This is a genomic window from Stenotrophomonas sp. GSD10, from assembly GCF_056172695.1.
This window is the reverse complement of record NZ_JAOCMC010000002.1, coordinates 4,348,572-4,362,984: the sequence shown is the minus strand read 5'-3', so window position 1 is coordinate 4,362,984 and position 14,413 is coordinate 4,348,572. Positions and strand designations below refer to the sequence as shown.

10 protein-coding genes and 3 pseudogenes are annotated in these 14,413 nt (G+C 68.5%); 3 read left to right on the top strand and 10 right to left on the bottom strand.

Features of this window, described 5'->3' with window-relative positions:
- Positions 1-343: 343 nt before the first annotated feature.
- A complete protein-coding gene (gene glnA / locus N4G47_RS20245; protein WP_057498133.1) occupies positions 344-1,753 on the bottom strand; it encodes a type I glutamate--ammonia ligase in 1,410 nt (469 codons plus the stop codon).
- A gap of 223 nt (positions 1,754-1,976) precedes the next feature.
- Between glnA and N4G47_RS20240 the strand changes: the two genes are divergently transcribed.
- Positions 1,977-2,771, top strand: a complete 795-nt coding sequence (locus N4G47_RS20240; RefSeq protein WP_475289763.1) for an undecaprenyl-diphosphate phosphatase — start codon at positions 1,977-1,979, stop codon at positions 2,769-2,771.
- A 72-nt stretch (positions 2,772-2,843) separates the two neighbouring features.
- Positions 2,844-3,668 carry a DUF4377 domain-containing protein gene (locus tag N4G47_RS20235; RefSeq protein WP_475289762.1) on the top strand — a complete coding sequence of 275 codons (825 nt, stop codon included), beginning with the start codon at positions 2,844-2,846 and terminating at the stop codon, positions 3,666-3,668.
- A gap of 137 nt (positions 3,669-3,805) precedes the next feature.
- Here the strand turns inward: N4G47_RS20235 and N4G47_RS20230 are convergent, their stop codons facing one another.
- From N4G47_RS20230 to N4G47_RS20190, 9 genes and pseudogenes are all read right to left on the bottom strand, one after another.
- Positions 3,806-4,417, bottom strand: a complete 612-nt coding sequence (locus N4G47_RS20230) for a YbhB/YbcL family Raf kinase inhibitor-like protein (protein WP_475289988.1) — start codon at positions 4,415-4,417, stop codon at positions 3,806-3,808.
- Positions 4,418-4,427: 10 nt separating this feature from the next.
- Complete coding sequence (locus N4G47_RS20225; protein WP_475289761.1) at positions 4,428-6,497, bottom strand: tetratricopeptide repeat protein; 2,070 nt, start codon at positions 6,495-6,497, stop codon at positions 4,428-4,430.
- 56 nt (positions 6,498-6,553) lie between these two features.
- Positions 6,554-7,588, bottom strand: a complete 1,035-nt coding sequence (locus tag N4G47_RS20220) for a YheT family hydrolase (RefSeq protein WP_475289760.1) — start codon at positions 7,586-7,588, stop codon at positions 6,554-6,556.
- 7 nt (positions 7,589-7,595) lie between these two features.
- Positions 7,596-8,353, bottom strand: a pseudogene (locus N4G47_RS20215) (lysophospholipid acyltransferase family protein).
- Positions 8,354-8,503: 150 nt separating this feature from the next.
- On the bottom strand, positions 8,504-8,938 hold the full coding sequence (locus N4G47_RS20210) for a hotdog fold thioesterase (RefSeq protein WP_475289759.1): 435 nt from the start codon (positions 8,936-8,938) through the stop codon (positions 8,504-8,506).
- A gap of 10 nt (positions 8,939-8,948) precedes the next feature.
- A pseudogene (locus N4G47_RS20205) lies at positions 8,949-10,993 on the bottom strand (phospholipase D family protein).
- The gene (locus tag N4G47_RS20200; RefSeq protein ID WP_475289758.1) at positions 10,990-11,607 is read right to left on the bottom strand and encodes a YceI family protein; all 618 of its coding nucleotides are present in this window, start codon (positions 11,605-11,607) and stop codon (positions 10,990-10,992) included. The pseudogene N4G47_RS20205 and the gene N4G47_RS20200 overlap by 4 nt, the downstream one beginning before the upstream one ends.
- A gap of 4 nt (positions 11,608-11,611) precedes the next feature.
- Positions 11,612-12,088 carry a SixA phosphatase family protein gene (locus N4G47_RS20195; protein WP_475289757.1) on the bottom strand — a complete coding sequence of 159 codons (477 nt, stop codon included), beginning with the start codon at positions 12,086-12,088 and terminating at the stop codon, positions 11,612-11,614.
- Positions 12,089-12,137: 49 nt separating this feature from the next.
- Positions 12,138-12,767, bottom strand: a complete 630-nt coding sequence (locus N4G47_RS20190; RefSeq protein ID WP_005420986.1) for a ParA family protein — start codon at positions 12,765-12,767, stop codon at positions 12,138-12,140.
- A 123-nt stretch (positions 12,768-12,890) separates the two neighbouring features.
- Between N4G47_RS20190 and N4G47_RS20185 the strand changes: the two are divergent.
- Positions 12,891-14,374: pseudogene (locus N4G47_RS20185) on the top strand (AAA family ATPase).
- The last annotated feature ends 39 nt before the right edge of the window (positions 14,375-14,413 follow it).

The following is a 14,413-nucleotide window of genomic DNA, read 5'->3' as shown; positions in this document are numbered from 1 at the left end:
TGTCCCGATGGTGGATGGGGCCAGCGCGCCAGTGCGCGTTGGCTTCAGGCAACCACGGGCCATCACGGTGATGGCCGTGGCTGTTGCACCGGACACGTACTGGGCCGGGACGGCCGTGCCTCTCTCCTTGCACGACCGACGCGGGAGGGAGGGCGGCCCTGGTCGCGTATCCGGTCTCTCTCTTGCCCCTGGATAAGCGGATTGAAGTTCAGCGGACTAACAGTCCGCTCTACCACCGTCCGCTCTACAACGGCGGGCCTGCGCCCGCCTTGCGGCTCCCCAGCCGCGAAAGCGGAAGCGATGGCGGCGGGTGGGAGGGGAAGCCCACCGCCATCGCGTCCGGTCAGCTGGCGTAGTACAGCTGGTATTCCAGCGGGTGGGTGGCCGCGCGGAACTTGGTCACTTCCTGCATCTTCAGCGCGATGTAGCCGTCGATGAAGTCATCGCTCATCACGCCACCGGCCTTGAGGAACTCGCGGTCCTTGTCCAGCGCTTCCAGCGCCTGGTCCAGCGAGGAGCAGACCTGCGGGATCAGCTTCTCTTCTTCCGGCGGCAGGTCGTACAGGTCCTTGTCGCTCGGTGCGCCCGGGTCGATCTGGTTCTTGATGCCGTCCAGGCCGGCCATCATCAGCGCGGTGAAGGTCAGGTAGCCGGACTGGATCGGATCGGGGAAGCGCATTTCAATGCGGCGCGCCTTCGGGTTGGACACCCACGGAATGCGGCACGAGGCCGAGCGGTTGCGCGCCGAATAGGCCAGCATCACCGGCGCTTCGAAGCCCGGCACCAGGCGCTTGTAGCTGTTGGTGCCCGAGTTGGCGAAGGCGTTGATGGCCTTGGCATGCTTGAAGATGCCGCCGATGTACCACAGCGCCAGCTGGCTCAGGCCGCCGTAGCCGTCACCGGAGAACAGGTTGGTGCCGCCCTTGGACAGCGACTGGTGCACGTGCATGCCGCTGCCGTTGTCGCCGACGATCGGCTTGGGCATGAAGGTGACGGTCTTGCCGTTGCGGTGGGCGACGTTCTTGATGACGTACTTCATCCGCAGCAGTTCGTCGGCCTTCTGCACCAGGGTGCTGAACTTGGTGCCGATCTCGCACTGGCCAGCGGTGGCCACTTCGTGGTGCTGCACTTCCACTTCGATGCCGACCTGTTCCAGCGTCTTGCACATTTCAGCGCGCAGGTCGTGCAGGGTGTCGGTCGGCGGAACGGGGAAGTAACCACCCTTCACGCCCGGACGGTAGCCGCTGTTGGCGCCGTCGTACTTGGCGCCGCTGTTCCACGCGGCTTCCTCGGAGTCGACCTTGAAGAAGGTGTTGCCCATTTCATTGGCGAAACGGACCGAATCGAAGATGAAGAATTCCGGCTCCGGGCCGAAGAACGCGGTTTCGGCGATGCCGGAGGACTTCAGGTAGGCCTCGGCGCGCTTGGCGATGCCGCGCGGGCAGCGGCCGTACGGCTGCATGGTGGCCGGGTCGAGGATGTCGCAGCTGATCACGATGGTCGGATCGGCGTAGAACGGATCGACGTAGGCGCTGGCCGGGTCCGGCAGCAGCACCATGTCCGACTCGTTGATGCCCTTCCAGCCGGCGATCGAGCTGCCATCGAACATCTTGCCTTCTTCGAACAGCGACGGCTCGATGATGCTGACCGGGAAGGTCACGTGCTGCTCGACACCACGCATGTCGACAAAGCGCAGATCGACGAATTCGATCTGGTTGTCCTTGATCAGCTTCTCAACGTTTTCCACGGACATCGGTACGACCTCGGATGGGGATGAATGCCTGCTGAGGTACAGCAACGACCGTGCCAACTTTTCGCAGGCTGCAAGTCATTGATTTCAAAAAGGCTGCCCCGTGAGGGTGCAGAACGGTGCGCACCAAACGGGTGCACCCATCACCAGACGCACCCGTTTGGTGCAGCGGGGATCGTCTATCCTCTCGACCTTCTTCCTTCCGCCGCGCGTGCACGCACCGTCCATGTCCGACCTGCTCTCCGCCCTGCTGCTGGGCATCCTCGAAGGCCTCACCGAATTCCTGCCGATCTCCAGCACCGGCCACCTGCTCATCGCCCAGCACTGGCTGGGTGCCCGTTCGGACTTCTTCAACATCGTCATCCAGGCCGGCGCGATCGTGGCCGTGGTGCTGGTGTTCCGCCAGCGCCTGCTGCAGCTGGCCACCGGCTTCGGCCAGCGCGAGAACCGCGACTATGTGTTCAAGCTCGGCGCAGCGTTCCTGGTCACCGCCGTGGTCGGCCTGGTGGTGCGCAAGGCCGGCTGGTCGCTGCCGGAAACGGTCAGCCCGGTCGCCTGGGCATTGATCATCGGTGGCGTCTGGATGCTGCTGGTGGAGGCTTACACCGCGCGCCTGCCCGACCGTGACCAGGTGACCTGGACGGTAGCGATCGGCGTGGGCCTGGCGCAGGTGGTGGCCGGTGTGTTCCCCGGCACCTCGCGCTCGGCCTCGGCGATCTTCCTGGCCATGCTGCTGGGCCTGAGCCGCCGCGCGGCCGCCGCCGAGTTCGTGTTCCTGGTCGGCATTCCCACCATGTTCGCCGCCAGCGCCTACACCTTCCTGGAAATGGCCAAGGCCGGGCAGCTGGGCAGCGAGAACTGGACCGAGGTGGGCGTGGCCTTCCTTGCCGCAGCCGTCACCGGCTTCGTCGTAGTGAAGTGGCTGATGGGCTACATCAAGTCGCACAAATTCACCGCCTTCGCCGTGTACCGCATCGCGCTGGGCGTGGCGCTGCTGCTGTGGCTGCCGTCTGGCAGCTGAACCGCGCCAGGGCACGGCAACCCCATTGCCGGCCCCACCCCGTTTCCCCACGGTTCCCCAAGGAGAATCACCATGAACCGCAAGCTCACCCTGCTCCTCCCGCTGGCCCTGATGGCCGCCTGCAGCCAGACTCCGGCCCCGGCCGGCACCGGCGGCGACGACGTGGCCCCGGCCGCAGCCAAGGCAGCGGACCAGCAGACGCTGGCGCACCTGGATGCGCAGCGCCTGCAGAGCCAGCACTGGCTGCTGCAGCAGGCCACCGGCGCCGACGGCAAGCGCATCGACGCGCTGTTCGCCCGCGACGACAAGCCGGTCACCCTGGACTTCGCCGATGGCCGCCTGTCGGTCAGCAATACCTGCAACCGCATGGGCGGCGGCTACACCCTGGCCGACGGCAAGCTGACGGTCAGTGCGATGGCCTCGACCCTGATGGCCTGCACCGACAAGGCGCTGATGGCGCTGGACGAGGCCGTGTCGAGCCGCCTGCAGGGCGAGCTGAAGGCCGAGCAGGATGCCGACGGCAAGCTGACCCTGACCACCACCAAGGGCGACGTACTGGTGTTCAACCCGGAACCGACCGCTGAAACCCGCTACGGCGGTGCCGGCGAAACCGTGTTCCTGGAAGTGGCGGCCAAGACCCAGAAGTGCTCGCACCCGCTGATCCCGGACTACCAGTGCCTGCAGGTGCGTGAAGTGAAGTTCGACGACAAGGGCCTGAAGCAGGGCGAGCCGGGCAAGTTCGAGAACTTCTACGGCAACATCGAGGGTTACACCCACGAAGACGGCGTGCGCAACGTGGTGCGCGTGAAGCGCTACGAAGTGAAGAATCCGCCGGCCGATGCGCCGTCGCAGGCGTACGTGCTGGACATGGTGGTCGAGTCGGCCATCGAGAAGTGATGTAGAGCCGACGGTCAGTCGGCTGACGTCAGAAGGGCGGCCGAAAGGCCGCCCTTCTTCGTTGCACGTTGTAGAGCCGAGCCCACGCTCGGCTGAACGTAGAAGCAGTCGAGCAAGGCTCGACTCTACAAAGGGCCTCAGGCCAGCGCCGGGTTCAGCGTGTAGGTGCCGTGCAGTGCCGCTTCGGCCAGCACGTGGCCGTGCATGGCGCGGTAGGCATCGGCGGCGGTGAAGCGCGCCGGCAGCTGCAGCGACGCCACATCCAGCGCGAACACCCGGAAGAAGTAGCGGTGCAGGCGCTCGTCGTTGAACGGCGGGTACGGGCCGTCGTAGCCCAGGTAATCACCGGCCATGTCCGGGTTGCCGGCGAACCAGCCGGTAAAATCGTTCAGGCCTTGGCGGCTGCCGGCTGGGCCGGCCGGGGTGGTCTTGCCCTTCACCACGAACCCGTCGCTGCAGCTGCCGGCGGCAATCTCCTGCACCGAGGCCGGGATGTCGGCCATCACCCAGTGCACGAAGTCGCAGCGCGGCTGGTCGCGCGGCACGCTGATGTCACTGCGGCCGACCGTCTCCGGCACGGTCGGCACGTCCGGGTCCACGCACACCAGCAGGAACGAACGGGTGCCGTCCGGCGCGCCGCTCCAGGCCAGGTGCGGATTGCGGTCCGGAGCGAAGCCTGCGGCATCGCCGGCGGCGAACGCGCGGTCGATCGGTGCGCCGTTGGTCAGGCTCTGGCTGCTCAGTTGCATCGTCATCGGTTCACTCCTCCGGATAACCCAGGCGCACCGCGATCGGGGTGAGCTTGGCAAAGGCGGCGCTCATCACGTCGCGGTAGTTGCGCCAGTGGCCCGGCGGGAAGCGCGGTGCGCCCAGCTGTGCGGCCGGCGGCATCGGGCGTTCGAACAGACGGCCCAGCAGGTCGGCCATGGCATGCGGATCGTTGCCAATCTGGTCGATGCGCAGCAGCACCTGCGGGTACAGGTCTTCCTCGTGCAGGGTGGCGACCTGGGCCAGCGCACGCGCCAGCCATTCACTGGCTTCGGCCAGCGAGGTCATCGCCAGCGGTGCGGCGGCACCGTAGGCCACCCAGTCCAGCAGCATGTCGCGCGGGTCGCGCAGCACCACCAGCAGGCGGCCCTGCGGCAGCTGCGGGCGCAGCGCCCACAGCAGGGCGTTGTCCCACCACAGCAGCCAGTCGATGACCGCATCGCCCTGCACGCCGCGCGCGGGCAGCTGCTCGCGCCAGCGCTGCACCAGCCGCTCCGGGGTCAGCACGCCGGAGGCGAGGTCCTGCAGCGTGTGGTAGTTCTGGAAGGCATCGTCCGGCGGCGTGTTGGTGTACCGGTCGCTGCGCAGCACCGGGCTGGCGGCGGCCAGGCCGGTCGCCACACGCTCCACGCCCGAGCCCGGCGCGCCCCACAGGAAGATCGGCGCGGAGCTGGCCTCAGCGTCGATCTCGCCCTTGTCCGGCCAGCTCGGCGGCGCCTTGGCCTGCGGCGGCAGCGGCAGGCGCTGCGGTGCCTGCTCGGCCTGCAGTGCCAGCCACGTCTGCAAGGCCTGCTCGGGCTGTCCGGCGCGATCCTGGACCTCGCCCAGCCAGGTACGCAGGTCGGCGCGATGCGCTTCGGGCGCGCTGTCGATCAACGCCTGCACGCGCGCCACGGCCGCGGCCGGATCGCGTTGCAACAGGCCTTCCACCAGGCGGGTTTCACCGCTGACGCGGCCCGGCTCGAGGCTGACGATGCGCTCGGCGATCGCTTCGGCCTGTTCGTGCTCACCCACCATGTCATGCAGGCGCAGGCGTGCTTCCAGTGCCGGCAGATGACCCGGCATTGCGTCCATCCAGCGCTCGACGGTCGCCGCGGCCGTCGGGCTGCCCACGTCTTCCACCGCCAGCCGGGCCAGCCACAGGTCGTGCAGCTGCGGCTGCTGTTCCAGCGCGGCGTCCAGGCGTGCGCGCGCCTCGTCATCGCGGCCCAGGCGCTGCCAGGACATCAGCAGCAGCTGCAGCACCTGGCGGTCACCAGGCAGCAGTTCCAGCAGCGGCAGCAGGTGCTCCAGCGCCTGCAACGGCTGGCCGCTGGCCAGCGCCAGTTCGCCGGCCAGGCGCCGCATCGACGGCGTGTCCTGGTCGGGCTGCTGCAGGGCGACCTGCATGGCGTCGGCCGCCGCGTCCAGATTGCCCTGGCGCAATGCCAGCTGCACCACCAGGCCATGCAGTGAACCGATGGCCGGGTTCAACTCCAGCACACGCCGGAAGGCCTGCTCGGCGAAGGCCAGCATGTCCTTGCCCAGGTAGGCGAAGCCCAGTGCGTACAGCACGCGGATGTCGTTGGGCAGCGCCTGGTTGGCGGCGGCAAGCAGCGCCAGCGCACGGTCGGCATCATCGCGGCGCAGCGCGATCATGCCATCGATGATCAGCAGTTCCGGATGCTCCGGCTCAACCCGCGCGGCCAGCGTGGAAAGGCGCTGGGCCTCGTCGAAATCGTTGCGGCCGATCGCCAGGTGGGCCTGCATCAGGTAGGCGGTGAAGGCGTTCGGGTCGAGCCCGGTGGTGCGCGACAACGCCTCGCCGGCCCCTTCGATCTGGTGCAGCGCCAGCAGCAGGCCGGCATGCTGCAGGTGCAGCTGCGCATTGTCGGGGGCCAGCTGCAGGGCCTGCTGCAGGGCGTCCATCGCCTCGGCGGCATTGCCCTGCTGCTGCAGCGCAAGCGCCAGCCAGCGGTGGGCCTCGGCCTGGCCGGGTTCATCACGGGTCCACGCCTGGGCCAGCTGCACGGCCTGGCCGGTCTCGTTCTGGCGCAACGCTTGGATGATCTGGTCTTGCATGGCGGTCCGGTTCAAGGGCAAACCCGCATTGTAGCGGCCTGCGCGCCCGTGCCGGTTCAGCCGGGCAGCACCCGTTGCAGGCGTTGTGCCACCCAGCGTTCGGAGAAGCCGTCGCCACGCCAGTTTTCCAGGAAGCCGCAGTGCCCGCCCCAGCAGGCGGTCTCCAAGTGCGCATGGTGCGGCAGCTGCCAGTCGTTGAAGGTCGAGTACGGAATCACCGGGTCGTCCTGGGCCATCAGGATGTCGGCCGGCACCTGCAGGCCGGACAGGCGGTCTCCGGCAATCGAGTAGCCGTCGAAATAGGCCTGCAGCGAACCGAAGGTGGTGTGCCGTTCGACCAGCCAGGCGGTCAGCGCGCGGATGTCCAGCTTCAGGACGCGGTCATCGCAGTCGCTGAGCTCGGGGAACAGATCGCGCTTGCGGCGCAGCGAGCCGGCCCACTTGCGGCGGAAGTACCAGTCGTACATCGCCGGGCCGTTCTCGATGCTCTGCATGGTCAGCGCCGGATCCAGCACCGGGCACACCGAGGCCACGCGCAGCAGCGGCACACCGGCGGCCGGCGCACGCAGGGCCAGGCGCAGCACGAAGTTGCCGCCCAGCGAGTAGCCGGCTGCCACCAGCGGCAGCTGCGGCCAGCGCTGGGCGATATCGCCGGCGGCATGCACCACTTCGTCGATCAGGTTGGAGTGGAAGATGCCGCGGTTGAGATGGTGGGTATTGCCGTGATCGCGGAAGTTCAGCCGCACCACGTCGAAGCCCTGCTCGACCATGCGCGCAGCCGCCATGCGCATGTAGCTGGATTCGGCACTGCCTTCCCAGCCGTGCAGCAGCAGCGCCATGCCCTTGGGTTCGCGGCCTTCGATGTGGCTGTGCCAGCCCTGCAGGCGCACCCCTTCGCCACCGTCGAGAATCAGTTCCTCGCTGACCGCACCGGTGGCGGCCAGCAGCAGCAGCCCGCGCTGCAGGCGCATGCGGCTGGAGCTGAGCATCGACTGCAGATGCGGATTGCGCAGCCAGCGCGGCGGCTGGTAATCGGCCGCATGCAGCGTCGGCGTGCCGGCGTCCAGGACAGGTGGCGGAATCAGGGCCACCGCGTCCTCACCCGGTGCTCATGGCCGCCACGATGCGCGCGCGCGATGTTTCCGCGATACGCCGACGGCCTTCCAGGTCCTGGGCGCCGATCGGCGCCAGGAAGTGCACTTCCGCACGTCGCGCCGGCTCACCGAGCAGGCGCAGGAAATTGGCGAAGAAACTCTCGCTCGGGCCGAAAGCGACAATCGTCTGCGCATCGCCCTTCACGCCATACACCAGCGCCACCGGCTGCACCGGCACGCCGGTTTCCACCGCGGCCTGGAAGATGCGCGCATGGAACGGGCCGACCTCGTGGCCACCGCGGGTACGGCCTTCCGGGAACACGCCCACGGCCTTGCCTTCGCGCAGGCGATCGGCCATCACCTGCATCACGCCCCCAGCGATTCGGTGTTGCCACGCTGATGGAAGATGGTCTGCCCGCGTGCGGCCAGCCAGCCCACCAGCGGCCAGCTGGCGATCTCGCGCTTGGCGACGAAGCCCATCATGCGCTGGCTGTGCAGGATGCAGATATCGACCCAGCTGACATGGTTGGCGACGAACAGCACGGCGCCCGGCAGCGGCTGACCGACGCGCGACAGGCGGAAGCCGAACACCCACATCAGGCCGCCCTGCCACCAGTTCACCACCTTGGCACCGAGCCGGTCCTGGCCCACGCGCAGGTTCGCCCACGGCGCAAGCATGCCGATCAGGGTCAGCGGCAGGAACACGATGATGTGGACCAACAGCAGCGGTACGCGGTACAGGTAACGGCACACACGCGCCACGCCGCCGCGGGGGCCGGAGTGGGGAAGTCATCCGCGCACGATACCGGAGGGCCGTCATCGCTGCCAGCCGATTTAGGCCATAAGCGTGATCGACCGGGGCAATCGGCGGGGAACGCTGGGTTCTGCCGCCGTCACCGGCCCGGTCCGGGCTCAACCGTGGCCAGCGGCCACCACTGCCAGGGTCAACCGCGAGATGCACACCAGGCGGCCCTGCTCGTCCTCGATGCGGATCTCCCACAGCTGGGTGCTGCGGCCCACATGCAGGGCGCGGGCGGTGCCGGTGACCGTGCCCGAGCGCACCGCACGCACGTGGTTGGCGTTGATCTCCAGGCCCACGCAGATCTGCCTGGCGGTATCCACGCACAGGTTGCCGGCGCTGCTGCCCAGGGTCTCGGCCAGCACCACCGAGGCGCCGCCGTGCAGGATGCCGTAGGGCTGGCGGGTGCGCTCGTCCACCGGCATGGTGGCCTGCAGCCAGTCCTCACCGGCCGCGCTGAAGACGATGCCCAGCGACTGGATCGCGGTGTTGTGGCTGAGCGCGTTGAGCTGCTCGATGGAAACGGCTTCGCGGAACACCTGGGTCATGCGGGCACCTTCAGAGAATGGGAACGAGGCCGGCGCCGAATGCCGTCAGCATGCGCACCAGCAGCCACTTCGGGCCGACGTTGACCTCGGGGAAGTCACCGACGGCGACGTAGCAGCGGTGGAAATCCGGGCTCTGCCGCGGCAGCGGCTGCGGGCAGTCCGGGCCCGGCTTGAACTCGTAGTCGGTGGCATAGCGCCACGGCCAGAAGTCGAGAATCGGCAGGGCCTCGGAGGCCTTGCCGACGCTGTAGTTCAAGCCCGACAGCACCGGCGGCTTGGCCCGCGGCGCCACCGTCCACGCGTTCTGCGGATGGGTATCGCGCAGGATGCTCTGCGCCAGCTGCTCGGCAAACACCGGATCGTCGATGATCACCGCGCCTTCGGTGTTGTAGTTCTCGCTGCGCGGATCGAAGTTGTGCGTGCCGACCACGCCGATGCGGCGATCGACCACCAGTGACTTGGCATGCAGGCCCATGCGCGCGCCCTTGCGGGTGACCGGCAATGGCTTGTTGACCGCCTTGCTGCCCAGGAACGAGGGCCGCGTCTCGGTGCGCAGCAGGCGCGTTTCAACCTCGCTGCCGGCCGCGCGGCGGCGCTCGCGGGCATTCTGGTAGGCACTGCCGGTGCGCGGGTTCACCGGGCCCTTGGCGCTGGCCTCGGGCGCGGAGCCACCGCCGCCGCCGGCATTGCTGCCGGCCGCACTGCCGCCGATCAGCGGGTTGCGGCCGTCCTCGTGGTCGGCCTCGGGCGCGGCGATCGGATCGGGCAGCAGGTTGCGGTAGTCGACCGGCGCATCCAGCGGGAACGGCTTGTACTCGAAGATGTTGAAGCCCAGTTCGCGCAGGTTGCGCCGCTTGTACTTGTAGGACAGCGCGTACACGATCGGGTTGTCGGTGGCCGCCAGGCTGTTGCTGGACACCACCACGCGCGGTGGCTCGGGCCGCTTGCGCAGCTCGCGGAACAGCGCCTGGGCCGGCTTGGACAGCACCAGGTAGGGCGTCTGCAGGATGACTTCGTGCTGCGCGCCGGCAATCAGCGCATCCAGCTGCGGCTCGGTCACATGCTGCCCGGCCAGCGGCGCATCGGCCTGCTCGCGGCGGTGCTTGCGCGGCAGGTCAGCGACGTAGCGCACCGAGGCGACCGGCAGCGCGGTATCGACGAAGGAACGGGTGACGAAGTCCATGTCATTGGCTTCGGCACTGACCCGCTGTACCCGTTCCGGGCGGCGGAAGGTGGCCGGCGGCAGCGTCGGCACGCCCTCGCGCAGCAGGGTGCGGCCGACATCGTTCAGGCGCTCGGCCGGCACGCTGCGCTGGGCACGCCAGAACGCATCGAAGTTGGCGGCCATGGCACGCGCCTCCGGCCCGGCGATCATCACGTCGCGGTCGCGGAAGTTGTACTCGCGGTCCCAGTCGTAATAGTCGTCCTGGTAATTGCGGCCACCGACCACACCGATCGCATCATCGATCACCAGCAGCTTGTTGTGCATGCGCTGGTTGAAGCGGCGGAAGCAGCACAGCACGCTGCCGGCATAGTCGAAGTAGTTCAGCCGGGCCTTGCCGAAGGTCGGGTTGTAGACCCGCAGCTGGAAATTCTGGTGGGCACCGGACAACGCGCCGAGGATCTGCAGGTCGGAGATCGCCGAGAGCTGGTCGATCAGCACGCGCACCTTCACCCCCGGCGCGAAGCGGCCAGCAGTTCGTCGATGACCAGCCGGGCGCTGTCGTCCTTGTCGAAGATGTAGGTCTGCAGGTCGATGCTGCGGGTGGCGCTGCGCAGCAGGTTCAGGCGCGCCACCAGCGCACCCTCGCCTTCGTCCAGCAGGGTGGCGTAGTGGCGTGGATGTTCGGGGGTGGACTCGGTGAACGCGCGGCCGGCCAGCGCCCGCAGCGGCGAGTCCTGCGCGCAGCGGTCGGCCCGCGTGCACTCGACCACGCTCGAGCGCGCCTGCACGGCGATCGCTTCGGCACGGTCGCGCTCGGCATGCGACAGCGATGCGCAGCCGCTGCCCAGCAACACGGTTGCCAGCGCCAGTACACGCAGCAGCAGGTTCACGGTTTCGGCGCCTCGCTCAGGCGCGCTCGCAATACGAAGGTCACTCGGTCACTCAAGGCAAGCTGCCAGCTGTCCATTCCATACCGGCCTCGCTGCACGGTACCGCGGCTGACGACGTCGCAATCATAGCCCGGCCGGGCGCAGTCCGCCTTCTCCACCCTCAGCGCCTCGGGGTGGCTGATGCCGCGCAGGGTCAGCCGGCCATTGATGTCGCCGCCCTGTTCCACGGTCTCGGGCCAGTACGGCAACGAGTCGAACTCGACCACCGGGTGGCGCCCGGCATCGAAGAACTCCTCGCCGCGCATCCAGCCGGTGTAGCGTGCCTTGCCCGGGATCTCCACCGAACGGGTGAACATCTTCAGATGCACCTGGTGGCGGCCATCGGACAGGATCTCGATGCGCCCTTCGAAGTGCGGGAACACCCCTTCGATGCGCTGGCCGAAGCGGGTGCGCACCTCGAACCCGATCCGCGAGCGCTCGGTATCCAGGCGCAGCACGCGCTGCGCCTCAGCCACCACCGGCGGCAACGGGGTGGGCGAGGGCGCCGCCGCCCAGGCCGGCCCCCAGGCCAGCAGCGCGGGCAGCAGGAAGCGGCTGCGCCGCGCCAGGCTCATCGGATCACGGCCACCAGAACGCGTTCAGGCTGGCCACGCCCGGTTCGATCGAGGCCTCGCGCGGGAAGCCGAGCACGGCGATGCCGGCCGGCGGCATGCCGCGGTAGTCACTGCTGCTGCCTTCGGTCATCAACGCCACCAGGCGTTCCAGGCCCGGGTTGTGGCCGACGATCAGCACGCGGTCGAGATCGCGGCGGTCGTCCACCAGCGCGGCCAGCGTGCCGGGCGTGGCCTCGTAGATACGGTCTTCCAGTCGCTTTTCCACGTAACCGATGGTGGCCAGCACGGCTTCCAGGGTCTCGCGGGTGCGCCGCGCCGGCGAACACAGCACGCAGTCCGGCAGCAGGTTGTTTTCCTTCAGCCACTTGCCGGCGGCTTCGGCCTCGGCCAACCCCACCGGCGACAACGGCCGGTCGAGGTCGGCCTGGCCCGGCGTGGCCGGTTCGGCATGGGCATGGCGCAGCAGGATCAGTTCACGCATCGCGGGTTTCCATGGGAATGAGGGTGCAGCAACAGGAGTGACGCACGCGTCACAGCTTCAACCAGGACAGCAGGGGTTCCCAGTCAGCCTGGTGTTCACGCACCTGTGCCGAACGGTAATCGAACAGGCTGCGGCCCAGGCCGGTCATGACCACATAGCTCTGGCTGTCGCGCAGCTGCGCCACCACCGGGTAGGGCCATTCGGCCAGCATCTGCAACGCCTGCTGCGAGGTCTGGGTCCAGGGCTTGGTGCGGTTGAGGACCAGCCCGACCGGCAACTTGCGGCTGTGCACGCGCGGGTTCTGCGCCAGGCTGTTGAGGAAGCCGACGATGGCCTCGATGTCCAGCGCCGAGGGCAGCACCGGCACCACCACCGCGTCGGCTGCGTCGAGGAAATGGGGGATATCGTCGGCCAGCGCGCCGGCCGGTGCATCGATGATGACGGTATCGGTGCCGTCGGGCAGCTTCTGTGCCCACTGCTTCTTCCGATACACATCGATCGGCAGCACCGCGCTTTCCAGCCCGGCACGGCGTTGTGCCCAGCGGGTGCTGGAGCCCTGCGGGTCGGCATCGGCGATCACCGTGGCCTTGCCCTGCAATGCCGCGTACGCGGCCAGGTGGGTGGCGACGGTGGTCTTGCCCACCCCGCCCTTGGAACCGGCCACCAGGATCGTCTTCATGCCAGCCTCGCTTCCGGGTACGTGCCCCGAGCGTACACCGGCGGTGGTGACGGAAGGTAGCGCCGTGCTGAACCCGTGGCCGCCGCCTTTGCTATCGTGGCGCCCCCGAAGGATCGAACCGGCATGAGCGAACTGCAGGACCTGAGCGCACTGATCCGCGCCAATACCCCCTGATCGTGATTGAAACCCAGGACGAGGGTCGTATCGTCGAACTGTTCCGGCAGACGTTGATGCATGTGTGGCGGGCCCTGCACCGCTGGTCGATCACCGAGGGCCTGCGCCGCATCGACCTGGACAGCGAGGACCCGCCGGTCGGGCCTCCCGATGCCAGCGCGGCGCTGCAGATGATCCGCCAGGCCGAGCAGCGCGGGGTCTACCTGCTGCTCGATTTCCACCCCTACCTGGGTTACGCCAGCCACCAGCGCGCCCTGCGCGACCTGATCCAGCGCCGCCACAGCGAGCCGCACGTGCTGGTGCTGATCGGCGCCAAGGTCGAGCTGCCGGCCGAGCTGGAAGCGCTGGCGGTGCGCTTCAACCCGCGCCTGCCCGATGCCAACGCGCTGCTGAAGATGCTGCGCGAAGAGGCCGACGCCTACGCCCGTGAACACGGCGGCCGGCGCGTGGAGGTCGACAGCGAGGCGGTGAAGAAGATCCTGAAGAACCTGCAGGGCCTGAGCCTGGTCGATGCGCGCCGCATCGCGCGCCAGCTGATCTACGCCGACGGTGCGCTGCGCGACGACGACCTGCCGCAGCTGGCACGGCTGAAGTTCGAGCTGCTCAACCGCAGCGGCCACCTGTTCTTCGAGCATGACAGCGCGCGCTTTGGCGATGTGGCCGGCGCCAACCGGCTCAAGCGCTGGATCAACCAGCGCCGGGTGGCCTTCATCGCCGGCTCGGCGCCGGCCGGGCTGGACCCGCCACGCGGCATGTTGCTGCTGGGCGTGCAGGGCTGCGGCAAGTCGATGCTGGCCAAGGCCACGGCCGCTGGCTTCGGCGTGCCGCTGCTGCGCCTGGACGTGGGCGCGCTGTACAACAAGTACCACGGCGAGACCGAGGCCAACCTGCGCCAGGCACTGGCCTCGGCCGAGCAGCTGGCGCCCTGCGTGCTGTGGATGGATGAGATCGAGAAGGGCCTGGCAACGGGCGGCGAGGACGGCGGTGTCTCGCGCCGCGTGCTGGGCTACCTGCTGACCTGGATGGCCGAGCGCAAGGCACCGGTGTTCATCGTGGCCACCGCCAACCAGGTGCATGAGCTGCCCGCCGAACTGCTGCGCAAGGGCCGTTTCGACGAGATCTTCTTCGTCGACCTGCCCACCCCGGAGGTGCGCGTGGAGCTGCTGCGGCTGCACCTGGGGCGACGCCAGCTCAACGGTGACGACTTCGCACTGCCGGCGCTGGCCGCCGCTGCGAACGGTTTTTCCGGCGCCGAGATCGAGCAGGCGATCGTGGCCGGCCTGTATGCCGCGCATGCGGAAAGCCGGCCGCTGGATACCGAGCTGCTGATGAACGAGATCCGCGCGACGCGGCCGCTGTCGGTGCTGATGGCCGAGCAGGTGGCGGCATTGCGGGAGTGGGCGTCGGGGCGCACGGTTTCCGCGGACGATTGAGGTTTCCCGCGAACGGCGCAGCCCCTCGTGGCTGGTCGC